Here is a 24,425-nt window from a genome sequence, read left to right as displayed (position 1 = left end):
TTAATTTTTTATTGCTAATTTTATGAGCATAAAAATACTAATAATTTTAGTATTTGCAAATATTTTTAGAAATGGGAAAAATATCTGATAATTTAAAATACCTCAGAAAGAAAAAAGGCCTAACACAACAGCAATTTGCTGATGTTATGGAAATTAAAAGATCTTTAATTGGCGCCTACGAAGAAGACCGGGCAGAACCAAAATATGATTTGCTAAAAAAATTCGCAGACTTTTTTGAGTTAAGTATTGATGATTTCATCAATGAAAAGATAAATGATAAATGGGCACCCAAACCTAAAGGAGACCCTTCTAACCTTCGTGTACTAAGTATTACGGTAGACCAAGATGATAAAGAAAACATAGAATTGGTACAGGTTAAGGCTAGTGCAGGTTACCTTAATGGTTATAGCGACCCTGAATATGTAAGCACCCTACCCCGTTTCTCTTTACCTATTTTTAAACAAGGCACTTACAGGGCTTTTGAAATTAAAGGAGATTCTATGTTACCGCTACCTTCTGGTTCTATCATTATTGCAGAATATGTAGAAAATTGGAGTAACGATATTAAAGTTGGCGAAACTGCTATTGTGATTAGTAAAAACGAAGGCGTAGTTTATAAAAGGTTAAGCAGCAAATTCAGACCAGATAAAGGCTTAAAATTATCATCAGACAACCCTGTTTACGAACCTTATACCATAGAGGCCGAAGATATTTTAGAAATTTGGAAGGCAAAAGCATTTATTTCTACAGAATTACCACAGCCAATGCCAGAGCCTACCATGGAGACTCTAACCAGCATGATGGCCCAAATGCAAAAGTCTTTAGTAGAAATGCAAAAAAACAAACCGAACTAATAAATTAATAGATAGAAGAATGTATTAAAAATCATCACTATACAGGAATAACTACTTTATTAAATAGGAATTTAATGTACGAACAGAATTATTATCCTTAACGAAGAGTTTGTCATACTGAGCGGAGTCGAGGGATTAAAAGGCTTCAACTCCGCTATCATTGAAGCTATTAATAAACATTAAAAATCAGGCATTCACACAGGGCTTTCCGGCCTCTTGACCGGCCATGTCAAGTTACTTTTATTCAAAGTATTAGTTTTATGTTTTGGCCTTCATGAATGCTTCGCATGTTTCCGCAAAAAGTACCCAAACCCGAGCTAAGCGAACACATGAAAGCCTTTAAAAAAACAATAAGCTAATTGAATAAACTCTCCGCTGCGCCGCTTGCTTCTAAAGGTTCTGCTAGGGCTAGTCCTGTAGATGCCGCAACCGCCAAGGTGGAATTGGGCGTAAACGGTTGTTTGTGCTTAGGCTCGACTATCGAATTACCTAAACACGTCATTTCATCATCATTTATATTAAATACTTGCCTGCGGCAGGTAGATATTAGACCTCAGCCTAAACACGAAATAATCATTTCAAAATCTTTCTTTATTTTTGAATAAAAAAACTTGAATTTCATCCATCAAAAACTACAGGAAAGAATTGCCGCTAACGCTTTAAGAACCTTAAAAAGCGAGAATAATCTTATTGATTTTTCTTCTAATGATTATCTGGGTTTTGCTAAATCTTTATCTGTAAAAGAATGGGTTGATGAAATTGCCTACTCACAAAAATTACGAAATGGTGCTGGCGGTTCTAGACTCATCACCGGAAATTCAAGTTTTACAGAAACCTTAGAAAAAGAAATCGCTCGTTTTCATCAGGCTGCATCAGGCTTAATCTTTAACTCGGGTTATGATGCCAATATAGGTTTGCTTTCTAGCCTGCCCCAAAAAGGCGATACCATTATTTGCGATGAACTTATCCACGCTAGTCTTATTGATGGTGCTAGACTAAGCTATGCCCAACGTTATACCTTTAAACATCATGATCTAGCGCATCTCGAATCAAAAATTAAAAACAGCCAAGGGAATATTTTCATCGTTACAGAAAGTATTTTTTCTATGGACGGAGACCATGCACCTTTAAAAGAAATAACCGCACTTGCAACACAATATGGTGCTTACCTCATCGTAGATGAAGCACATGCTACGGGTATATTTGGCAAACATGGTAGAGGTTTGGTGTGCGAGTTGGGTTTAGAAAATCAAGTATTTGCCCGCGTAGTTACTTTCGGTAAAGCTTTGGGCTGCCATGGAGCTATGGTATTAGGTAACGATGAACTTAGAAGCTACCTCATCAATTTCGCCCGTTCTTTTATTTACACCACTGCCCTACCACCACACAGCTTATACACCATAAAAGCAGCTTATGAGCAATTAAAAAGTAGCGATTATACACTTCTTATTCAGAAAAAAATAGCTTATTTCAAACAATTAACCAGCAAATTAGGTATTGCATTAATGCCAAGCAATAGCGCTATCCAAGGGATAATTATCCCGGGCAATACCGCTTGCCGACAAGCAGCTGCAACTTTAAACGAAAGCGGCTTTGATATCAGACCCATTTTAAGTCCAACTGTTCCGGTAGGCAAAGAAAGGTTAAGAATTTGTTTACATACCTTTAATACAGACGAAGAAATAGAAAAATTAAGTGAAGCTTTAGCTAAAATATAATATGTTGAAACCCATTTTTATCACAGGTATAGGCACAGGCGTAGGGAAAACCGTAACATCAGCCATCGTAACAGAGCATTTAAAAGCCGATTATTGGAAACCCATACAATCAGGAGATTTAGAAAATTCTGATACCATCACCGTTAAACAATTGGTAAGTAACGATAAAACTTATTTTCATCCAGAAGTTTACAAACTTACACAGCCTCTTTCGCCACATTTATCAGCCCGTTTAGATGGTATTGAAATAAACATCAACACTATTAAAGTACCAGAAACGCAAAACACCTTAGTTATTGAGGGCGCTGGTGGCTTAATGGTTCCGCTAAATCAGCAGTTTTTGATAGTAGATTTAATAGCTCAGCTAAAAGCAGAAGTAATTTTAGTATCTCAACATTATTTAGGCAGCATTAACCATACACTCTTAAGTTACGAATTGTTAAAAAGCAGAAACATCCCTGTAAAAGGTATTCTTTTTAATGGTCATAATCCAGATTCTGAAGCTTATATTACCCAATATACCAAGCTTAAACATTTAGGAACTATCCCGGTGCTAAACAATTTAGATAAAAACAGCGTTAAAGAAGCAGGGAAACACCTCACATTATAAACCTTTTTTGCACATGAAAAGTATTGCAGTTATTGGTTCTGGTACCATGGGAAATGGCATAGCACATAGCTTTGCACAACATCAGTTTAAAGTTGCTTTGGTAGATGTACAAGCCAATGCCTTAACAAAAGCCCTCGCTACTATAGCTAAAAATTTAGACAGGCAGATAGCTAAAAACCTCATTACAGAAGCAGATAAACAGCAAACTTTAGCAAATATTACTACCTATACCAACCTAGCCGAGGCTGTAAAAGATGTAGATTTGGTAGTAGAAGCAGCCACAGAAAATGCTATTTTAAAAGAGAAAATATTTCAAGAGCTTGATAAATATGCCAAGCCAGAAGCCATTTTAGCCAGCAATACTTCTTCCATAGCTATCACCCAAATTGCAGCCGTTACGCAAAGGCAAGACAAAGTTATTGGTATGCATTTCATGAATCCAGTACCGGTGATGAAACTGGTAGAAGTCATTAATGGCTATGCAACCTCTGCCGATACCACTGCAAAAATCATGGCACTTGCCCAGCAGCTAGATAAAATACCTGTCGAGGTGAATGATTATCCCGGTTTTGTTGCCAACAGGATTTTAATGCCCATGATAAATGAAGCTATTTATACTTTGTATGAAGGCGTTGCAGGCGTTACAGAAATTGATACTGTGATGAAATTGGGCATGGCTCATCCTATGGGGCCACTTCAACTGGCAGATTTTATTGGCTTAGATGTTTGCCTGGCCATCCTTAAAGTATTACACGAAGGCTTTGGAAATCCTAAATATGCACCATGTCCGCTTTTGGTAAACATGGTAACTTCAGGTAAAAAAGGCGTTAAATCTGGCGAAGGTTTTTATAATTACCAACATGGCACTAAAGATTTAGTAGTGGCCGAGAAGTTTAGGTAGTTCTTATAGCGTTTCTTACACCAAAACAACATCAATAAACCATAAAAGCTGTTTTTTATTTAGAAAAGCAGGGCTATTGCAGCTATTAAAGGGCTAGTCCGGTGCTTTGCTTTACTCCTCGTCCATTTTCCGCAGAAGCTTCAAATGTCCTGCGGGGTACCGCCCTCGCCCCGGTTTATGTTCGTAGGTTTGGTGCTAGGGTTAAGAAAAGAGATAGTGTCATTTAGGTTAGTGGTCAAAATAATGATGGGTAATCTATGCAAAATATTAAAGTATCTACGCTATATGGCGGCACAAGAAGCCTTTGCCCGCTTGCCTAGGTCTTCATTCTTGCGCCATTGAGGCTTGTTTAGTGTAGAAGCTGATTTCAAGTTTGTTGTCGGAACGTAGAATCTCAAAATAGTGGCTCCAACTCAATACGTTAGACAGTGTCTCACTTTTTGGAAAGTTTAAATAAAGCTTTCTCATATACAACAAGTTAGCTCTACTAAATCCCTTTCCGTAAAGTCGAGTTAAATCTTTGGAAAGTTGTTCAAATAGAAAAGTTCCATACGCTGCTTTTTCCTTACCGCCTTGCTCAAATTCAACGATGTGTTTACCGATTCTAACGTTTTTGCAAATTTGTGTTGCAAAGGCATAGAAAGCAAAAATTGGTCTGCCCGTACAAACTTAATGAATTAAGATGTAGGAAGTAAAACCACGTCACCCGCAATTTTTTAAACCCGTTGTTAGCGGCTGGTTTGCTTTCCATATTGCTTCTCCCAACTTGTTGATTTATAATTTTTTTCATTCCACAGCTTAACTAAAAAATCTTCATTATTGACTAAGAAAACTACTGTCATGACGCTGTCAAATGTAATATGTGACTGGCATCTATGTTTTACACCACTATTGTCAGCCAACTCATATGTATGTGTTATGGAATAGCTTATATCGTCTAACTTTTGCTTTGTATTAGTATTTAAAATTTCATCTAAAGTTGACCTTGGATCTCTGTCTAATTCATTCTTTAAAATGTTTAAATCGTAACTCTTATCGGCTTTATAAATTTGGTCTTTTGATAAATTCCCAAATTTAATTGAATGGTAAGAATTCGGGAAGGCAGCGTTGTTAAGGATAAATTTTCTTACTTTTTCTTCAGCTGTCCACTGTTGAGGGTGAATATTGTTTTCGTCAAAATATAAATCAGTAACATCTGATGACTTATAAGCATACAATATAAACAAACTTAGAGGCAAAGTAATTACTAAAGCACTATAAAAAGTCAATTTCCAAGAGTAGATTTTTTTCAGTAAATAAAGAGAACCACCTAGTATAAATGGAAGAATTAAGATTGTTAACGAAAATGTAGCGAACCTTAAATGTTGTATATGAGTATGAGCAATGTAATAAATAAGGAGTAAGAGAAAATTGATGCCAATTACTATTAAGGCATTTCGCTTGTTAATGTTACGAATCAAGATTTTGTTCAATGTGTTACTGTCGGTTTAAGTTATGCTTTTGCGGTACGTTAAACTTGTCGCTAACTAGTATATATATCCCATAAAGTTGCACAAATACAACATAAAGCAGTGGTATACGTACACCTTGTATATTATTATTTAATTCTATTAAATATAATTTGTTATCAAATCTCATGGGTATTTTTCATGAAGTAGATTTAATTCTAAATAAGTAAATATTTATTGAAAGTCAAAATTATAGACACCCAATGCCTAATAAAACGGAAGCTTACCAATCTGTAGAATAGTATTTTTAACCACGGAGGCACAGAGTTCTCGGAGTTTCCTAAAAGCCGTAAACCTAGCTTGGCGTTTAATACCGTAGTTAATCAATCATGAAGTTCTCCGCCCAGCTTTGTGTTCTTTGCGAACTCTGTGGTTAAATATAATTCAAAAGGAAAAAGGAAAAATTAAAAAGGAAAAATTCAAAAGTGAAAATTCAAAAGGAAAAATTAAAAATTAAAAAACTGCCAACTCACCACCCAGAACTCAAAACTATCAACTGATAACTGATTCAAAAGTAAAAATCAAAAACAGGAAACTTGTCTTCAAGCATTCACTCATTCAAAAATCAATCAATCAATCAATCAATCAATCAATCAATAAAACTCACCACCCATAACTGGAAACCGGCAACAGACAACCAACAACTGAATCCCCCTCTACATCCTTTCGGGAACATCAATACCTAATAAACCCATTGCTTTTTTAATGGTTAAGGCAGTATGATAAGAAAGTAATAGTCTAAAGTTTTTAATATCTTCCTCTTCTACTTTTAAAATGCTTTCTGTTTGGTAGAATTTATTATAGCTTTTTGCAAGCTCATAAGCGTAATTGGCCATGGCTGCCGGGTTATAATCTCTGGCAGCTACAGCTAAAACCTGTGGGTAACGACTTAAAATCTGTATCAATTCAGATTCGGTTTCTTTTAAACTATTGATGTTTTGGAAAGCTGTTGTAGCTTCTTCGTTAAAATTAGCTTTATTTACTACAGAACGTATTCTGGCATGTGTATACTGTATAAAAGGCCCTGTATTTCCCTGGAAATCTATAGACTCGTTAGGGTCAAATAAAAGGCGTTTCTTAGGTTCTACTTTTAGTAAGAAGTATTTTAAAGCACCCATACCTATCATATAGAACAATTTAGCTTTTTCTTCATCGCTAAAATGGTCTACTTTGCCTAAGGCTTCTGTTTTTTCTCTGGCGGTATCTTCCATTTCACGTATCAAGTCATCAGCATCAACCACAGTACCTTCTCTTGATTTCATTTTACCGCTAGGTAAATCTACCATGCCATAAGAAAGGTGGTATAAACCATCGGCCCAGGTTTTACCCAATTTATTTAAGATTAAGAATAGCACTTTAAAATGGTAATCTTGCTCATTTCCAACTACATAAATAGATTTATCTACACCAAATTCATCGTATTTTAACTGTGCTGTTCCTAAATCTTGGGTAATGTAAACCGAAGTACCATCAGACCTACGAACCAATTTCTCATCTAAGCCATCGCTGGTTAAATCTATCCATACAGAGCCGTCTTCTTTTTGAAAGAAAACACCTTTAGCCAAACCTTCTTCAACTATATCTTTACCTAATAAGTAGGTATTAGACTCGTAATAATATTTATCAAAATCTACCCCAAGTTTGCGGTAAGTGCTATCAAAACCTTCATAAACCCAGCCATTCATGGTTTTCCATAAAGAGATTACGGCCTCATCTCCTTCTTCCCATTTTAGCAGCATAGCCTGGGCTTCTTTCATTAAAGGGGCTTCTTTTTTAGCTTCGTCTTCTGTTTTACCAGCTTGTTTTAAAGCATCTATCTCCTTTTTATATTCTTTATCAAAAATAACATAGTATTTACCCACCAAATGGTCGCCTTTTAAACCAGATGATTGTGGCGTTTCACCAGCACCAAATTTTTGCCATGCCAACATAGATTTACAGATATGTATTCCCCTATCGTTAACCAAATTGGCTTTGGTGACCTCGTAACCATTGGCTTTTAAAACCTCGGCAACGGCATAACCCAAAAGATTATTTCTAACGTGTCCTAAGTGTAATGGCTTATTGGTGTTTGGCGATGAATATTCTACCATTACCTTTTTACCATTTGGAGAAACACTTCCAAACCCTGCTTTGGCGATATCATTTTGCAAAACATTTAACCAAAAAGCATCGGCTAAAACAATATTTAAAAAGCCTTTTATCACATTAAAATCTGCAACTTCTGGGTAATTGTTTTTTAAATATTCGCCAATAGCGGCTGCCGTTTGTTCCGGAGATTTTTTTGTTTGTCTTACAAAAGGGAAAACAACCAAAGTAAAATGACCTTCAAATTCTTTCTTAGTTTGTTCTAAACTAATTTGTGCTGTTGCAATTTCAATATCAAATAAAGCTTTGAAAGCTTGGCTTATGGCTGCTGGTAAAAAATTCATGGGGCAAAAATAATCAAATATTAAATGTTAGCGAATTTAGCGCATAAATCTTAGCCTTATACCTTTTCACAAATTGATACGTTTTCAATATTTTAATTAAATTTGAAAGATAGCGCATGCTCATGCTAGCTACAATAAATCAGAAATGGCAAAAACGAAATACTATTTTAATACCCAAACCCTTAAATATGAAAAGGTAAGGCTTAGTCTTGGGATTAAAGTTTTAAAAGCACTAGGTTTTATTTCTACCGCATTGGTGTTCTCTTTCATTATTATTGCCTTTGCTTATACTTTTTTTGATTCGCCAAAGGAAAAGCAATTGAAAAGAGAGATTAACCAATTGAGCTTACAATACGAGATTTTACAAGATCGTTTAAAGCAATTGAATGCTGTTGTGGATGATTTGCAAGAGCGAGATGACAATATTTACCGCGTCATTTTTGAGGCAGAGCCGATACCTAAAGAAGTTAGAAATGCTGGTTTTGGTGGGATAAACAGATATAAAAACCTAGAAAATTACGACTATGCCAACCTGATGATTGAGGCTACTAAAAAAGTTGATATTCTTTCTAAACAGCTTTACGTACAATCAAAATCTTATGATGAGCTGGCAAAAGCTGTAAATTCTAAAGAAAAAATGATGGCTTCTATCCCTGCTGTACAACCTGTGGATAGCAGGAAGTTAAAAGGTGCTATTTCTGGTTTTGGGTATCGGATACATCCTATCTATAAAATTAGAAAAATGCATGAAGGTATGGATTTTACCGCTCCAATTGGCACTCCTATTTATGCTACTGGCGATGGTTATATAGCAGCAGTTGGTAATGAAAGAGGCTATGGCAACAGGGTAATTATTAGTCATGGTTACGGTTATTCTACCAAATATGCACACATGAGCAGGTTTAAAGTTAAGAAAGGACAAAGAGTTAAGCGTGGCGATATTATTGGTTATGTAGGAAATACTGGCGCTTCTACCGGGCCACACCTGCATTATGAAGTTTATAAAGGTGGTAAACCTATTAATCCTATTAATTTCTTCTTTAACGATTTAACACCATCAGAATATATGGCCATGTTAGAAGTAGCATCAAGAGAAAACCAATCTTTTGATTAATTTTGATTTTCATTTCATCAATATCATTAAAAATGCCTTATAAAGAGAAAGAAATAAACAAGCTGTATTACCCAATAGGTGAAGTTGCAGATATGTTTCAGGTAAATACATCAATGATTAGATTCTACGAAAAGGAATTTGAAATACTGCAACCTAAGAAAAACGCTAAGGGCAATCGTTTATTTAGGCCAGAAGATATTGAGAACTTAAAAATCATATTCCACCTCATAAAAGATAAAGGTTTTACCTTACAGGGAGCTAAAGACTACATGAAAGGTAACAGAAATGAAGTTGCTGAAAACCAAAAGATTATAGACTCTTTAGAAAAATTAAAAGCTTTTATGCTTAACCTTAATGAAGAGCTATAAAGCGGGTATGATTCTTGTTTATCATTCTTCGTAAAAAAGCCCACGATGCAGAATATCTTGTTTATTATAAACCATAAAGCAGGTGATGATAAACCAACTAATCTTAAAGACATTATTGTTGATTTAAGTAAGCAACTAAACTACAAATTTCACATCTATTATTTAGGAGATAATCCTGAACAAGGTATTAAAAGCGCTATTCAGCAATATGAACCAGCTATTGTGGCTGCCGCCGGAGGTGACGGAACAGTTAATTTGGTAGCAAGTATCATCAAAAATACACCTATTAAATTATTGATTATCCCCAATGGATCTGCCAATGGTATGGCTAAAGAATTTAATATGCCCGCTGCTGCGGATGAATGTATCAAATTACTACAAACCGGAAAAACAGTCACCATTGATTTATTAAGCATTAACCAAAATATATCAGCCCATTTAGCTGATGTTGGCCTAAATGCAAGAATTGTAAAAAGGTTTCAGTTAGATCGTAAACGCGGATTGATAACCTATGCTAAGCATTTATTTAACGAGATTTTCTTCATCAAATCCAGAAGCTTTTTGATAGAAACAGAAGAGAAAACCAGAAAAGTAAAAGCTGTTTCTTTAACTTTTGCTAATGCTACCCGCTATGGTACAGGTGCAGTCATTAATCCGGAAGGAAAACTTAACGATGGCTTGTTTGAGATTTGCATTATTAAACCTTTTGCTAAAATCCACTTGTTTTCTATTGCTATAAAAATGTTTAGAAACCGACTGAATTATTCGGCTTATTTTGAAACCATTAGCTGTAAAAAAGCTATCATAAGAAGTAAGAGAAGAACACTTTTACAAATAGATGGCGAGGTAATAGGTAGAACAAAAGAAATTAACTTAACTTGTTTACCTGCTGCTTTACAAGTGATTATACCTGCTCATTTAAACTATCCAACCTTGATAGACTAACTCGCCCAAAGGGTTGTCTTTATCTGTAATTAAAACCTCTGTTTTAATCTTCATATTTTTATAAAGCCTAAGTTTAAAAAATCCTTTTCCAGATATCCCAAACCTAGAATATTTACCATCTAAAACATAGGTAGCTTTTGATGCTGCACCACTTACAATGTAATGGTTATGGTATTTTTCTATGTATTGCAGATTATGCTCATGCCCGGCTGCATAAATTAAACCCGGGTATTTTCTAAATATCTCTTTTAAACGCTTTCTTAAAATTTTAAATCTTGGATGAGCTAAATCTTCCCTAGCCCCAACATATTTACGGTAAAGTGGCAATAAAGAACCTACAAAAGGCAGTGGCAAATAGGCTTTCTTTTTATATAAAGTGAACGGAAATAAATGATGCTTAAGCTTATATTTCCCGCCATGTAAAGAATAACTATAAATAGGGTAATGCCCTATGACTAAAATTTTCTTTGATTGATGTTTGCTTAAAAGTTGCTCTAGCTTAGTAAAAAATTGCGCTTCGTTCTCTACATCACAGCCATATTGTTTGCCAATAGGCCTCACTCCTTTTTGCACCCACCATTGCGTATTAATGGCTATCAGCACCAAATCATCATTTAAAATAACTTCTGATGGCCCCGGACAACCCAGAGGTGGTAAATAAGAAAATTTATCATCAAACAATTGCTTTAGGTATTCTTCTTGCCTTAAAACAAAGGCTAAACCATTGGCTTTTCCTTTATTCCAATCGTGATTACCCGATATAAAAACAACCTTGCCTTTATAATCTTTTAAAGCATCATGATGCTTTTTGAGTACTGTTTCTGCATCTTCTCTCAAAATGGTACCTGGTGCTGGTAGTCCATTGGGGTAAATATTATCTCCAAGAAAAATAACAGCAGAGTTTTCATGCTGTGGCAAATGATTTTTAAGTAATTCTAAGGCAGCATCAGGTTTATTTCTGCTAATATTACCAGAATCTCCTATTAAAAGTACCTCAAATGTTAAATTATTATTAAGCATTAGAAAATTATTGCCGTTCTTATTAATTTTTTCACTTTTTATCGAGCATTTTACTATTTTCAATCCGTCAACTTAATATGGATGATAAAATTTTACACTACTCTCATTTTTACACTATTTTCTTGCACTGTTTTTGCCCAAAATCTAAACGGTCCGCGTATTCAGGCTATGGCAAATGCAGGCGTTGCAATGCAAGACATCTGGACACTTAAAAATAACGCTGCTGGCATTACTTCAATTGAAAATACTGCTTTTGCCATTGCTTATGAAAACAGATTTTCTGTAAAAGAACTAAGCACTAAATCTGCGGCTGTAGTAATTCCTTTAAAAAAATACAGCTTAGGAGCATCATTTCAATCTTATGGTTCGCCAGTGTATCAAGAGCTAAAATCGGGCCTTAGTTTAGCCAAAGCTTTTGGCGAAAATTTTTCAACAGCCTTAACACTTAACTATCACCAGCTAAGCATTCAAAATTATGGTAATACTAGCACTTTTAGCTTTCAAGTGGGATTCCAATATCAAGTATTTAAAAATTTTTGGGTAGCAGCACATGCAGCCAACCCTAACAAAAGCCAATATACAGAAACAGAAAGTAATACCCTACCTGCTTTATATCAAATTGGAGCTAGTTATACTTTTACAGATAAACTTTTAGTCACTTCAGAAATTGAACAAGTTGTAGATGGAAAGCTAGATTTTAAAACTGGCTTAGAATATAAGATTGCCCCATTTTTGGCTTTAAGAGGTGGTACATCTGTTAATACTTTTCAGCAGTTTGGTGGTTTTGGCATCCTTTATCAAAAAATAAATCTTGATTTTGCTATCAGCTCGCACCCTATACTAGGCTATTCACCTCAAATTGCTCTTGGATATGCTTTCTAGAATTAAAATTTTACTCCTAACGGGATTTCTTTGCCTAAGTCTTGGACTCCAGGCACAGCAATCTAACGACCCTATCATTGAATACATACTAGAAGTTATTGCCGAAAATCAATCAGAAGATTTTGATTATACAGAGCTTGTAGAGCGTTTAAATTTTTATCGTAGAAACCCGCTAAACCTTAATAAAGCCAGTAGAGATGAGTTGCAGGAACTGGTATTTTTAAATCCTTTACAAATTAGCAACTTGCTAGACCATATCGCTGTTAATGGTAAACTCATTGATATTTTAGAACTTCAAAGTATTGATGGTTTTGATTTACAAACCATAAGAACTTTATTGAATTTTAGCAGTATAAACTCGCCCACCGGCTTTGAAAACTTCAATTGGGCTAATTTAAAGAAAGAAGGCCGGAGTGATTTAATTGTAAGATACGGACGTATTTTAGAAGAACAAGCAGGCTTCAACATACCAGAAGAAACTGGTCGCTCACGCTACTTGGGCACCCCAGACCGTGTTTTTACTCGTTACAGATTTAATTACCTTAATAACCTGCAGTTTTCTTTAAACTTAGATAAAGATGCAGGCGAGCAGTTTTGGACTACCCAAGGTAGGTCTATAGGACCAGATTTTGTATCGGCCAGTTTATATGTTAAAGATGTATCTAAATTTAAAAAAATTGTTTTAGGTGATTTCTCCTTACAATTTGGACAAGGTTTAACCTTATGGAGTGGTTTAAGCTTTGGTAAAGGTGCCGATTTATTTTCTATCGCCAAACAAGATTTAGGTTTAAGACCTTATACCTCTATCAATGAGTTTTCTTTCTTTAGAGGTTTAGCTACGCAAATTAATTTTGGCAGGTTTGATTTTACACCTTTCATCTCCTTTAGAAGGCTAGATGCAGGAAGTAGTCTAAATGCAGTTACCAATTTATCAGAAATAACATCTTTACAGATAAGTGGTTTACACCGTACCCAAAACGAGTTAGCCAACAAAAACCGTATTAGTCAATTAGTTTTAGGAGGTAATTTACAATATAACTATCGCAAGCTATCACTTGGTTTAACAGCATATCAATCTAACTATAGCGAGAATTTTGCACCCGGAAACGCTGTATATAACCAATTTGAGTTTACCGGAAGAAGACTCACTAATTTAGGTGCTCATTACAATTATACCCTAAACAATATTTACCTATTTGGAGAATTGGCCCATAGTGTAAACTCGGGCGTTGCTTTTATTAATGGCGCTATTGCTAGTTTAACTCCCCAAATTTCTGCTTTAGTATTTCACAGAAATTATCAGAAAGATTATTACTCTTATTTTAACCAAGGAATTAGTGAAGGTAGCTTAGCCTTTAATGAGCGAGGTTTTTTTGGTGGTTTGCAATATAAATCTGGAAGGAAATATGAGTTTAATGTTTATACAGATTTATTTAAGTTCCCGTGGCTAAGGTTTAGGGTTGATGCCCCCTCTGTAGGGCATGAGCTTTTTAGTCAGTTTACATATTCGCCAAAAAGAACAACAAAATTTATCCTGAGGTATCGTATAGAAGAAAAGCAACAAAATGTTTCCGGAGCAACTACACCTATAAACACTTTAGAAACTATTAGAAGACAAAATTATCGTTTTGAGGTACAATATGCTCTCAACAAGAGTTTCAGTTTAAGAAACAGAGCAGAAGTTACGCAGTTCAAAAAAGAAAGCACACAGAATACTTATGGTTTATTGCTTTATCAGGATGTACTTTATAATCCGCTTAGCTCTAAATTATCAGGAAATGCTAGGATAGCGTATTTCAATACCGAAGGTTTTGATACCAGAATATATGCTTATGAAAACGATGTATTATATGGATTTTCTATCCCAGGCTTGCAAAATAAAGGTATAAGATTTTACCTTAACGGCAGATATACCTTAAAAAGAGGTGTTGATTTTTGGTTAAAATACAGTTTTACACATTATACAGATTTAGAAACTATTGGCTCTGGTTTAGACCAAATAGATGGCAATTTAAGATCAGAAGTAAAAGTGCAAATTAGGTATCAATTTTAATTAAACGTTTATAGGAATTGATTTTTCATCTACAAAAAATCAATTCATTCTTCTACCCTATGATAGCATATTTTAAAGGAGAAATTCCTTTTTTTAGGTATTTATGGTTTTTCGTGATTGGTATTTCATTGGCTATTGGCCTAGATTTAATACCACATAATTTTTGGTTTATCTTATGGGCGAGTAATATCCTCATCTTAACCGCCTACTTATTTATAACAAAGCGCTTTAAGCTTTATCAATATAATTATTTACCTACATTTTTAATTGCACTTCAATTTCTTTTAACAGGTATTATTTTTTGCACCTCCTCTAAAGAAATTCATCACAGTCATCATTTTTCTAAGCATCAAGCAAATCATCATATAGTTATCGTTACAGAACAACCTAAACTAAAAGGAGATATTGCAAGGTTTACTGTTAAGGTAAAAAATAACGTATTAAATCAAAAGCTAATAAAAGCATCAGGCAATTTACTATTAGCCATGCGTTATGATACCACTAAAAAATTCCCTTATCGGTATGGCGATTTACTACTCATCAAATCAAAAATTAAAGAAACAGAACCCGCCTATAACCCAGCCGAATTTAACTACAAAAGGTTTTTAGCGCATAAACAAATCTATCATCAAAGCTTTATTCACCTTAAAGAAACAGTTAAACTTACATCAGAAAAAGGGAATCCTATCATCAGCTTTGCCTTAAAATTTAGAGAAGAACAAGTAGAAAAGTTTAAAAAATATTTGGCTTATGAAGATTCTAAGGCAGTTGCTTCTACCTTAATTTTAGGTTACCGGGCAGATTTAGACCCGCAAATCCTTCAAGCTTATTCCAACACGGGTACTTTACATATTCTTTCTGTTTCTGGCATGCATGTGGCTATTGTGGTATTACTCTTAAATCTTCTTTTTAAGCCGCTAGAAAAATTACCTTACGGAAAAACTATAAAGCTTACGCTGATGCTAAGTTTAATATGGTTTTATGCGCTTATAACAGGCTTAGCCCCCTCTATTTTAAGAGCTTCTTTAATGCTTTCGCTAATTTTGGTTGCCAAATATCAAACCATTAAAACCAATATATTTAATGTGATAGGCATTGCCGCATTTGTTATATTAATCATTAATCCGTTTAATTTGATGGATATTGGTTTCCAGCTCTCCTTCCTAGCGGTGATGGCCTTGGTACATATACAACCTATTATTTACCAATGCTTTCAACCGCAAAACAGAATTTTAGATTGGATGTGGCAATGCGTCAGTGTATCCATAGCTGCACAAATAGCCACTACACCTATCAGCTTATATTATTTTCATCAGTTCCCTTTGTACTTTATCATCAGCAATTTATATATGGCCTTACCAGCTTTGGTAATTATGTATGGTGGTTTGGGATTTTTAGTAATCGCCTCATTTTCAGAAATCTTAGCAGAAATCATAGGCGAATGCCTCAATCAAATCATTTATTTTACCAATAAGTTTTTGATTTTGATAGAACAAATCCCTCATGCTAATATCACACAAATATGGCTTTATCAAACAGAAACCATTTTGATGTATATCATTTTATTATTGCTTTTATTGAAGCTAGTATCTGCTAGCCAAAAGCTAAAAATCATAATTGTTTTAACACTCGTTTTAGTCAGTATGCACAGTTATCATACCCTGCAACACATACAACAAGAAAAAATCATATTCTTTACCTTACGTAAAAATACCGCTGTTGCGATGCTAAAAGGAAGAACAGCTACTTTATTTACAGATTTAAATCCTGATGATTATACTTATAAATTTTCTGTTAAACCTTATTTAGATAGTTGTAGAATTACCAAACTGGCAATTATCAATACCCATAACCAAGCATATAATAGCATCATCAAGACCAAAAATAAAAGCTTAAAAATTATGCGGCACTTAGATGATGACCAAACCAAACATGATTGGCTGCTTTTAAGTGGAGATAAAATATTTAATCTACCTCAGCTAGCAAAACTATATCAAACAAAAAGCTTTATTATTGATGGAAAAAACAAAGACTACAAGATAGAAACTATGTCAAAACAAGCTCAAAAACATGGAATTTATACTCATATTTTAAAAAGAAAGCCAGCATTAGAGATAAACCTATAATTTTTTAGTCTAAATGCACTTATTTTCAGCTAAAAATAGTGCTGATAAAATAAAATCACTATTTTCATATTATAAAAAAAACAATTTTATGATAAAGAAGATAACACTTGGTCTTATCGCATTCATCTGCCTAGGGTCCTTAGCTACACAAGCTCAGCAAAAAGTTAATGAAGGGTATATCAGCTATGCTGCTGAATATGATTTGCCACCAGACCAGCAAATGGCAGCTGCTATGCTTCCAAAAGAATACAAAATTTATTACAAAGAAAACTTAAGCAAATTTGTAATGGATTTAGGGATGATGACCAATCAGATGACATCAGACAGCAAAACCAATACTGGTTTAATGTTGATGGATATCCCAATGGCTAAACAAAAAATTGCAGTAAAATTTACTGAGGCTGATTACGAAAAACAAAAAGAAATGATGCCTGATTATGAATTTTCTAAAACAACAGAAAGTAAAGTGATATCAGGATACAACACCATTAAATACAATGCCAAAGACAAACAAACAGGTAATCAAATAGAGATTTGGACTACCAAAGATTTGGAAATACCTAGTAATAGCTTTACCCAAGCTTTTAAAGACAAAATAGAAGGTACACCTTTGGTTTTTGTTACCAATATGAACGGTATGAAAGTTAAGTTAAGCTTCAAAGAGTTAAAAGCAGAAACGGTAACAGGCTTAAATCTTACCATTCCAGAAGGTTATACTCAAATGACTATGGAAGAGTTGATGAGTATGTCTGGAAGATAATTTTCCTTAAAATTTCACAAAAGGCTTTTAAGCTAAATGTAAGTTATTTAACTTGCAGCATGCTTAAAAGCCTCTCTTTTTTTATCAGGTACTTCCTTTTCTGGATAGTTTTTTTTCTAGTTAATCGTATTGTATTCTTCGGGTGGAATATAGAACGATTGGATGATGTGTCAAACGATGAAATCTTCCTGTCTTTCTTATACGGTATGCATATGGATGCATCCATGGCGGGTTATTTATCAGTTATACCATTTATCCTATTTATCATCAGTTGGTTAATTCCTAAAATACCTTTGCAAGGCAAAATTATCCTTAACTACACATTTGTTTTCACTTTTTTAACAGCTGTGATTACAGCTGTAGATTTTAACATTTATACCGAGTGGGGCACAAAAATTAATGCTAGAGCAGTAGATTTTTTGTTCGAATCTCCATCAGAGGCTATGGCTTCGGCAGCTTCTTCTCCCCTTTTTAGTAGCTTATTTATAGTTTTTGCTTTAAGTATGTTTGGATTTTATCTCAGCAATAAAATCATCTTTAGGCAAGAACCAGATTTAAATAAATCTTATTTTCTAGTAAAGTTCCCTATAGCTTTATTGATTTTAGGTTTAACTTTTTTAGCTATAAGAGGTGGTTGGGGAATTGCACCTATGAACCCAAGTAAAGTTTATTTTAGCGAAAAACCTATTTTAAACCATGCAGCTATTAATACCGATTGGCTTTTACTTTCAAATTATATTAAAAAAGCAGATAAGAAAAATCCATATCAATATCTAGATAAGGTACAGCAAGAGGCTATTTTAAAGGAGCTTTATCCAGAAACAGATTCTACAAACACACTCAAGATTTTAAATGTAAATAAACCAAACGTTGTTTTAATTATTCTAGAAAGCTTTACAGCTGATGTGGTACAAGAACTAGGTGGAGAAGAAGGCATTACTCCTGCATTTAGCACTTTAACTAAAGAAGGTTTATTGTTTAGTAATATTTATTCCTCTGGAGATAGAACAGACAAAGGTTTGATAGCAATTCTAAGTGGTTTTCCTTCACAAGCCATCAGAAGCATCATTAAAGAGAACGATAAACAAGAAAAGCTACCTTCTTTAATTAAATCCTTGGGCCAAGCGGGTTATAAAACATCATTTTTTTATGGTGGAGACACAGAATTTTCTAATTTTAAATCCTACCTAATAAGCAGTCAAGTTCATAAATTAGAAGATGCTTCTGATTTTAACAGTGAAGATTTAACATCAAAATGGGGTGCTTATGATGAAGTTACCTTTAAAAAACAACTTCAGTTTTTAAATCATGAAAATCAGCCATTTTTCTCTACCCTTTTAACTTTAAGCAATCATGAACCTTTTGAACTTCCGCAAGAAGGAGCTTTTGGTAAACAAAATATAGAAAACAAATTTAGAAGTACCAGCCATTATACAGCAGAATGCTTATTAAATTTTGTAGAAGAAGCTAAAAAAGAAACTTGGTACAATAACACCTTATTTGTTGTTGTGGCAGACCACGGGCATCGTTTACCAAAAAATATTTATGAAAGCTTTATGACCGAGCGATACCATATCCCTTTATTAGTTTTTGGTGGTGCACTACAAGAAACGTACAAAGGCAAAGTGATTGATAAAATTGGGAATCAAACAGATATTGCTGCAACCTTAATGGGTCAATTAAGTTTACAAACACAAGCTTATAAGTACAGTAATAACCTGCTTAATACAGCTACCAAAGGTTTTTCTTTTTATAATTGGGATAATGGATTTGGAATAGTTGAAGATAACCAAGCTATCTCTTATGACCCTATTAGTCAAACTATTATTTATCAAAAACCTAAGTCCGTAAGCCCAGAAAAACAAGAGGCATTATTATTAAAAGCGAAAGCTATGATGCAAGGGATTTACCAAGATTATTTAGATTATTGATAAGAAAATCTATCAAGTTTATTTCATCCAGTAAATTAGCCATTTATAAAATAGTACTGTAAAACCAACAACTAATAAACGGAAAATATAAAGTTGGTAATTAATCACTTTCAACCAAATGGGTAATTGATTCACCGATTATATACAAAAAAAGCCTGTTAGCATATCCTAACAGGCTTTTATATTTCTTTAAGAATTTAATTATTCTGCGTCTTCTGCTTTATCAGCTTTTTTAGCAGGTGCTTTTTTAGCAGCTACTTTTTTCTCTGCTTTAGGCTCTTCAGCAGCAGCTTCAACAGCTACTTCTGCTTTTGCTTTAGGTGCAGCAGCTTTTTTAGCTGGTTTATCTTCTACAACTGGTGCAGCTACTTCAAAAGGAACTACAGAAACATAAGATTTATTATCTGCTTTCTTTCTGAAAACTACTTTACCATCAATTAAAGCAAACAAAGTATGGTCTTTACCAATTCCTACGTTTTTCTCAGGATGGTGCTTAGTACCACGCTGACGAACAATGATGTTTCCTGCAGTAGCAGCTTGTCCGCCAAAAATTTTAATACCTAAACGCTTACTTTGTGATTCTCTACCGTTGTTAGAGCTACCGGCTCCTTTCTTATGTGCCATGGTTTTATATCTATTTTGCTAAACGATGTTTAACGTTTTGTTACCTAATTAATTATATAGTAATGCTATCAATCTGGATTTTAGTGAAGAACTGACGGTGTCCGTTTTTCTTTTTATATCCTTTTCTTCTTTTCTTGTGGAAAACGATTACTTTATCACCTTTTAAATGAGACACGATTTTAGCAGAAACTTTTGCTCCTTTTACAGCAGGTGTACCTACGGTAAATTTACCTTCGTTTTCAACTAATAACACATTGTCAAATTCAATACTAGCGCCTTCATCACCTTGTAATCTGTGTACAAAAAGATGCTGGTCTTTAGCAACTTTGAATTGCTGTCCTGCTATATTTACTATTGCGTACATGGTTAAATAATTTATTTTGTTTTAAAATGAGGTGCAAATATACGCATATAATTATTTAAAACAAGCTATTAAACAATTAATTTTTATCTATTATTTAGCTTTATTTTCTCGGTCTTGAGCATCCAAAATGGCTTGATCAACAGTTTTAACTAACTGTAAGGCTGCATCTCTTAGCTTCGTATTTTCATTATACTCGGCATCTATCTCCATAAACTTTTTCTTACGCTGGTATTCAAACTCCAGATAATAGCGTGGAGCTTTACCAGTTTCATCGCCTATCATTTGCTCAGGCCAATCCCAAAAACCCAATTCAGCTGCTTTTCTGTGCAAGAAAAGTAAATCATCTTTATTTAAACGAACCTTCGTTTTAACTAAAGAATCATTTACATCTATATATTGAAAATCTTGGGTTTTAGAATTAAAGGTCTTCTCATAATTTTTACCTAAACCCGCTTTTAAGGTAATAGAGGTAAACTCAGAGTATTTATAAGGGGCATTACTAATCATTTTACTGTAGTAAAAAACACAGTATAAAAGAAAGGGTACTACAATACTTAATGCTAAGAATATTTTTTTTGCTTTGTTACTCATATCGTGGTTATCTCTTCGTTATTTGCATTTTCATCAAACTCGCCTTCCCATTTCGCTATCACTACGGTGGCTAAACAATTTCCTATTACGTTTACAGAAGTACGGGCCATATCCATCAGTTCATCTATACCTAAAATGATAAATATTGGCCAAACAGGCATCCCAAAAGAAGCTGCGGTACCTAATAATATCACTAATGAAGCTCTAGGTACACCTGCAACACCTTTACTGGTTAACATTAAAGTAAACACAATAACCAATTGTTGTCCAAAACTAAACTCCATCCCGGCGGCTTGCGCCACAAATATAGCTGCTAGAGACAAATAAAGCGTAGTCCCATCCAGATTAAAACTATAACCTGTAGGCATTACAAAAGCAACAATTTTACGTGGCACTCCAATGCGCTCCATAGCTTCCATCGCTCTTGGCAACGCAGCTTCTGAACTTGTAGTGGCAAATGCAATAGAAACAGGTTCGGCAATTGCCTTTAAAAACTTCTTAATAGGAACACCAACAATAAGTGCTATTGGGAATAAAACGCCCACTAGAAACACTATTAAAGCCACATATAAAGTAGCTAATAGCTGAAATAAATTCACCAAAATACCTAGACCCATATGCCCAACGGTGTAAGCTATGGCTGCACCAACCCCAATAGGAGCAAAATACATGACCAAATTGGTAAATTTGAACATCACTTCTGATAAGCTTTCTGTAAACTTCAACATAGGTTGACGTTTATCTTCTCTTACCATTGCTAAAGCGATACCAAATAGGATACTGAAAACTACAATTTGTAGTACCTGACCTTCTGCTACAGATTTTGCAACGTTTTCTGGAAAAATATGCAAAATAATATCAGAGGTAGTCTGCGCCTCTACTTTAGGAAGTTCCTCAACAGCACCGGGTGGGTTACCAATGCCTACACCTGCTTTAGAGATGTTTATAGCAGCCAAACCTAAGAAAAGTGCAATGGTAGTAACAACCTCAAAGTAAACTAGAGATTTCCAGCCCATTCTACCTACTTGCTTTAAATCTGAATGTCCGGCTATTCCGAAAACCAGCGTAGCAAATAATAAAGGGGCTACAATGGTTTTAATCATTTTAAGGAAAACCTTACTTAAAACCTGCAATTCCATCCCGATGTTAGGAAAATCATTTCCAATCTCGGCCCCAACTACCATAGATATTAATATCCATGATGTTAAAGATTTTTTCCTCAAACCATATAAAAACAAACCTACAATAGCTAACCATCTAAAGCCAATAAGAACCTGGCTATCTATAGCTACTATTTGATAATGATTTAATAAGGTGAGAAGTGCCGCTACAAAAATACTGATGAGCGTAAATAAAGTACTTGCTTTAAATTTCATGCATTGCTTGTTGGGAATTCAACAAAAGTAACTATTTTGGCTTACAGCACAAAAGCATATCCTGATGGAAGCCCCAAAATTAAATCTGATACGAAAAGAGCTACAAGAATTACCTAAAGAGGTTTTAGCAGAATATTGTTTAAGATTGTCCAAATACAAGACAGAGAATAAAGAATTACTAAACTTTCTGCTCTTTTTTAACCAACGAGCAGATGATTATGTTGAAGATGTAAAAAAGTTGTTAGACGAAGATTTTAAGAAGCTCCCCTATTCTGATTATACCTGTACTAAGGTTTTAAGAAAAACCATCAGAATCATGAATAAGCATATTAAATTTATAGGTGTTAAAGTTTTCGAGCTTGACATTAGCATACATTTTTGTCGACTATTTTTAAATGCTGGGATATGCCATACTAGCCATAAACCTCTAATTGGCTTATTATACAGGCAATTAAAAAGAATTTACAAGCTTATTCCTAAGCTAGATGAAGATTTACAGTTTGATTATCAACAAGAATTTGATGCCTTAATTGCAGAAGTAAAAACTCAACGCAAATTCTTTAGTATGCAAGATATCTATTAAGGCTTTGTAAAATTTAGCTCATAAAGCGGGCTAAATTTCATGGTGCTGTTTATATTGTGGATATTTATGCTTCATGAAGGTATCTCCAAAAACTTTAAAGTGGGCGCTCAGATTTTACCCTCCCTTATTCTTTCAAAGGATTTGGGTGCAAAAGTTTAGTTGCGATTTTAAATCGGTAGAGGTAAAAATCATCAAAAGCATTTTTAACACAAATTACAATAAAAGCATCTTTGGGGGAACTATTTTTAGTGCATCAGACCCTTTTTATGCTTTACTTTTCGATCAGATTTTTAGAAAAAAAGGCTATAAAACCAGAGTTTGGCTCAAAAGTGCTCATATACAATATTTAAAACCTGGTAATACAGATTTATATTTCAAAATTTCTATTTCTGATGAAGATATTGCAGAAGCAGAACATCAGCTTAAAACAGTAGGTAAATTTGTAAAAGCATTACCTATATCTATTACCAATAAAAAAGGAGAAGTTTGTGCGGTAGTAAGTAATGAAGTTTACGTTAGAAATTTATATCAGGGAGAACACCACACAATTGCTTATTAGATGGGAATCATAAAAACTTTTATGAATGATGATACCTTCTTAAAAAAAGGTTTCAACATTTCTACAGATAAATCTTTGCTAGATTTTGAAGCGATATTTAATTTCTTGAGCCAAGAATCCTATTGGGCAAAAGGTATCAGTAAAGAACGTTTAGAAAAAGCTATTCAGCATTCTATCTGTTACGGACTTTATCATCAGCAAAAGCAAATAGGTTTTGCTCGTTTAATTACCGATGAAAGTACCTTTGCTTATGTAGCCGATGTATTTGTTTTACCAGATTATAGAAAACAAGGTTTATCTAAATGGTTGATGCAAACTATTATCAATAATGATGATTTAAAAGGGATAAAAAGATGGTTACTAGCTACTTTAGATGCTCATGGTTTATACAAGCAATTTGGTTTTGAGCCTTTAAAGGCAGCAGATAGATTTTTAGAGATTTTAACGCCATATCAAACTCATTAACATGCTAAGACCTTACCATATTAAGCAGCTTATTTTTGAAGGCGAAGGTGTAGCGTTAGATTTTAAAAGAACCATTACCTCTTGCGAGAAAATTGCTAAAACCATGGTTTCTTTTGCTAATAACAAAGGCGGTAAATTATTAATTGGCGTGGCTGATGATGGGACAATTAAAGGTGTAAAAGCAGAAGATGAAGAAAAGTACATGATTGAGAAAGCCTGTACTTTTTATGCAAAACCTATGCTAGAGCCCATTTTTGAAGAAGTTTATGTTGAAGATAAATTGGTACTGGTAGTTTCAATATCCTCAAGCGATACCAAGCCACATTATGCACTTGGCGAAGACCAAAAATGGTGGGTTTACATTAGGGTAAAAGATAAAAGTGTTTTAGCAAGTAAAATTGTTGTAGATGTTTTACGTAAACAACAAGATGAGGAAGGCGTTATGATTACTTACTCTTCTAAAGAAAAAGCCCTTTTAGAATATCTAGAGGAGAACGAACGTATCACCCTTAAAGAATATGCGAAAATGATGAATATCTCTAGAAGAAGAGCATCTAGAATTATGGTTAACCTTATTCTATCGGGAGTTATTAGGGTGCATACAACAGAAAAAGAAGAATTTTATACAGCCTCTTAAAGGG

General features: G+C 34.2%; 25 protein-coding genes. 17 read left to right on the top strand and 8 right to left on the bottom strand.

Features of this window, described 5'->3' with window-relative positions; genetic code table 11:
• The first annotated feature begins 71 nt into the window (after positions 1 to 71).
• The 5 genes from GJJ64_RS03825 (at position 72) to GJJ64_RS03805 (ending at position 4,083) form a co-directional block, all read left to right on the top strand.
• Entirely contained in the window at positions 72 to 854 is a 783-nt protein-coding gene (locus tag GJJ64_RS03825) for an XRE family transcriptional regulator (RefSeq protein ID WP_026902454.1), read from the top strand.
• Positions 855 to 1,213: 359 nt separating this feature from the next.
• Positions 1,214 to 1,459 carry a hypothetical protein gene (locus GJJ64_RS03820; RefSeq protein WP_154286420.1) on the top strand — a complete coding sequence of 82 codons (246 nt, stop codon included), beginning with the start codon at positions 1,214 to 1,216 and terminating at the stop codon, positions 1,457 to 1,459.
• A 6-nt stretch (positions 1,460 to 1,465) separates the two neighbouring features.
• Positions 1,466 to 2,572: an aminotransferase class I/II-fold pyridoxal phosphate-dependent enzyme gene (locus GJJ64_RS03815; protein WP_154286419.1), complete on the top strand. Its 1,107-nt coding sequence runs from the start codon at positions 1,466 to 1,468 to the stop codon at positions 2,570 to 2,572.
• A 1-nt stretch (position 2,573) separates the two neighbouring features.
• On the top strand, positions 2,574 to 3,182 hold the full coding sequence (bioD, locus tag GJJ64_RS03810) for a dethiobiotin synthase (protein ID WP_154286418.1): 609 nt from the start codon (positions 2,574 to 2,576) through the stop codon (positions 3,180 to 3,182).
• A gap of 13 nt (positions 3,183 to 3,195) precedes the next feature.
• Positions 3,196 to 4,083 carry a 3-hydroxyacyl-CoA dehydrogenase family protein gene (locus tag GJJ64_RS03805; RefSeq protein WP_154286417.1) on the top strand — a complete coding sequence of 296 codons (888 nt, stop codon included), beginning with the start codon at positions 3,196 to 3,198 and terminating at the stop codon, positions 4,081 to 4,083.
• 324 nt (positions 4,084 to 4,407) lie between these two features.
• On the opposite strand, the gene GJJ64_RS17060 is transcribed toward GJJ64_RS03805, so the two are convergent.
• The 3 genes from GJJ64_RS17060 to argS form a co-directional block, all read right to left on the bottom strand.
• The gene (locus tag GJJ64_RS17060; protein WP_394350010.1) at positions 4,408 to 4,686 is read right to left on the bottom strand and encodes a DUF1016 N-terminal domain-containing protein; all 279 of its coding nucleotides are present in this window, start codon (positions 4,684 to 4,686) and stop codon (positions 4,408 to 4,410) included.
• A 125-nt stretch (positions 4,687 to 4,811) separates the two neighbouring features.
• Positions 4,812 to 5,543 (bottom strand): hypothetical protein, encoded by a 732-nt coding sequence (locus tag GJJ64_RS03795; RefSeq protein ID WP_154286416.1) that lies wholly within the window; start codon positions 5,541 to 5,543, stop codon positions 4,812 to 4,814.
• A gap of 704 nt (positions 5,544 to 6,247) precedes the next feature.
• Positions 6,248 to 8,023: an arginine--tRNA ligase gene (gene argS / locus GJJ64_RS03790; RefSeq protein ID WP_154286415.1), complete on the bottom strand. Its 1,776-nt coding sequence runs from the start codon at positions 8,021 to 8,023 to the stop codon at positions 6,248 to 6,250.
• 145 nt (positions 8,024 to 8,168) lie between these two features.
• On the opposite strand from argS, the gene GJJ64_RS03785 reads away from it, so the two are divergent.
• From GJJ64_RS03785 to GJJ64_RS03775, 3 genes are read left to right on the top strand one after another with little or no spacing between them, the layout of a single operon-like run.
• Positions 8,169 to 9,137 (top strand): M23 family metallopeptidase, encoded by a 969-nt coding sequence (locus tag GJJ64_RS03785; protein WP_154286414.1) that lies wholly within the window; start codon positions 8,169 to 8,171, stop codon positions 9,135 to 9,137.
• A gap of 32 nt (positions 9,138 to 9,169) precedes the next feature.
• Positions 9,170 to 9,505 (top strand): MerR family transcriptional regulator, encoded by a 336-nt coding sequence (locus GJJ64_RS03780; RefSeq protein WP_039453233.1) that lies wholly within the window; start codon positions 9,170 to 9,172, stop codon positions 9,503 to 9,505.
• 45 nt (positions 9,506 to 9,550) lie between these two features.
• Entirely contained in the window at positions 9,551 to 10,450 is a 900-nt protein-coding gene (locus tag GJJ64_RS03775) for a diacylglycerol/lipid kinase family protein (RefSeq protein ID WP_154286413.1), read from the top strand.
• On the opposite strand, the gene GJJ64_RS03770 is transcribed toward GJJ64_RS03775, so the two are convergent.
• Positions 10,424 to 11,470: a metallophosphoesterase gene (locus tag GJJ64_RS03770; protein ID WP_154286412.1), complete on the bottom strand. Its 1,047-nt coding sequence runs from the start codon at positions 11,468 to 11,470 to the stop codon at positions 10,424 to 10,426. The genes GJJ64_RS03775 and GJJ64_RS03770 overlap by 27 nt on opposite strands.
• An 81-nt stretch (positions 11,471 to 11,551) precedes the next feature.
• Here GJJ64_RS03770 and GJJ64_RS03765 point away from each other — a divergent pair, with 81 nt between their 5' ends.
• The 5 genes from GJJ64_RS03765 (at position 11,552) to GJJ64_RS03745 (ending at position 19,222) form a co-directional block, all read left to right on the top strand.
• On the top strand, positions 11,552 to 12,352 hold the full coding sequence (locus GJJ64_RS03765; RefSeq protein WP_154286411.1) for a PorV/PorQ family protein: 801 nt from the start codon (positions 11,552 to 11,554) through the stop codon (positions 12,350 to 12,352).
• On the top strand, positions 12,342 to 14,405 hold the full coding sequence (locus tag GJJ64_RS03760; protein WP_154286410.1) for a hypothetical protein: 2,064 nt from the start codon (positions 12,342 to 12,344) through the stop codon (positions 14,403 to 14,405). The genes GJJ64_RS03765 and GJJ64_RS03760 overlap by 11 nt, the downstream gene beginning before the upstream one ends.
• Positions 14,406 to 14,464: 59 nt before the next feature.
• The gene (locus GJJ64_RS03755) at positions 14,465 to 16,531 is read left to right on the top strand and encodes a ComEC/Rec2 family competence protein (RefSeq protein WP_154286409.1); all 2,067 of its coding nucleotides are present in this window, start codon (positions 14,465 to 14,467) and stop codon (positions 16,529 to 16,531) included.
• Between the two features lie 88 nt (positions 16,532 to 16,619).
• Complete coding sequence (locus GJJ64_RS03750) at positions 16,620 to 17,291, top strand: hypothetical protein (RefSeq protein ID WP_154286408.1); 672 nt, start codon at positions 16,620 to 16,622, stop codon at positions 17,289 to 17,291.
• Positions 17,292 to 17,350: 59 nt separating this feature from the next.
• Complete coding sequence (locus GJJ64_RS03745; protein ID WP_154286407.1) at positions 17,351 to 19,222, top strand: LTA synthase family protein; 1,872 nt, start codon at positions 17,351 to 17,353, stop codon at positions 19,220 to 19,222.
• Between the two features lie 201 nt (positions 19,223 to 19,423).
• On the opposite strand, the gene rpmA is transcribed toward GJJ64_RS03745, so the two are convergent.
• The 4 genes from rpmA to GJJ64_RS03725 form a co-directional block, all read right to left on the bottom strand.
• Positions 19,424 to 19,846 carry a 50S ribosomal protein L27 gene (rpmA, locus tag GJJ64_RS03740; protein WP_154286406.1) on the bottom strand — a complete coding sequence of 141 codons (423 nt, stop codon included), beginning with the start codon at positions 19,844 to 19,846 and terminating at the stop codon, positions 19,424 to 19,426.
• Positions 19,847 to 19,898: 52 nt separating this feature from the next.
• Positions 19,899 to 20,210, bottom strand: a complete 312-nt coding sequence (gene rplU / locus GJJ64_RS03735; RefSeq protein ID WP_026903110.1) for a 50S ribosomal protein L21 — start codon at positions 20,208 to 20,210, stop codon at positions 19,899 to 19,901.
• Between the two features lie 90 nt (positions 20,211 to 20,300).
• Positions 20,301 to 20,717 carry a hypothetical protein gene (locus GJJ64_RS03730; protein WP_229655452.1) on the bottom strand — a complete coding sequence of 139 codons (417 nt, stop codon included), beginning with the start codon at positions 20,715 to 20,717 and terminating at the stop codon, positions 20,301 to 20,303.
• Between the two features lie 80 nt (positions 20,718 to 20,797).
• A complete protein-coding gene (locus tag GJJ64_RS03725; protein ID WP_154286404.1) occupies positions 20,798 to 22,177 on the bottom strand; it encodes a dicarboxylate/amino acid:cation symporter in 1,380 nt (459 codons plus the stop codon).
• A 64-nt stretch (positions 22,178 to 22,241) separates the two neighbouring features.
• On the opposite strand from GJJ64_RS03725, the gene GJJ64_RS03720 reads away from it, so the two are divergent.
• From GJJ64_RS03720 to GJJ64_RS03705, 4 genes are all read left to right on the top strand, one after another.
• Positions 22,242 to 22,760 (top strand): hypothetical protein, encoded by a 519-nt coding sequence (locus tag GJJ64_RS03720; protein ID WP_154286403.1) that lies wholly within the window; start codon positions 22,242 to 22,244, stop codon positions 22,758 to 22,760.
• Between the two features lie 73 nt (positions 22,761 to 22,833).
• The gene (locus GJJ64_RS03715) at positions 22,834 to 23,319 is read left to right on the top strand and encodes a DUF4442 domain-containing protein (protein ID WP_154286402.1); all 486 of its coding nucleotides are present in this window, start codon (positions 22,834 to 22,836) and stop codon (positions 23,317 to 23,319) included.
• On the top strand, positions 23,320 to 23,784 hold the full coding sequence (locus GJJ64_RS03710; protein WP_154286401.1) for a GNAT family N-acetyltransferase: 465 nt from the start codon (positions 23,320 to 23,322) through the stop codon (positions 23,782 to 23,784). It begins immediately after the preceding gene.
• 1 nt (position 23,785) lies between these two features.
• A complete protein-coding gene (locus GJJ64_RS03705) occupies positions 23,786 to 24,421 on the top strand; it encodes an RNA-binding domain-containing protein (protein WP_154286400.1) in 636 nt (211 codons plus the stop codon).
• Positions 24,422 to 24,425 lie beyond the last annotated feature (4 nt).

This window comes from Pedobacter puniceum, assembly GCF_009674685.1.
Lineage (GTDB): Bacteria > Bacteroidota > Bacteroidia > Sphingobacteriales > Sphingobacteriaceae > Pseudopedobacter > Pseudopedobacter puniceum.
The sequence above is the reverse complement of the archived record's forward strand: the minus strand, read 5'-3'. Positions and strand labels throughout refer to the sequence as shown.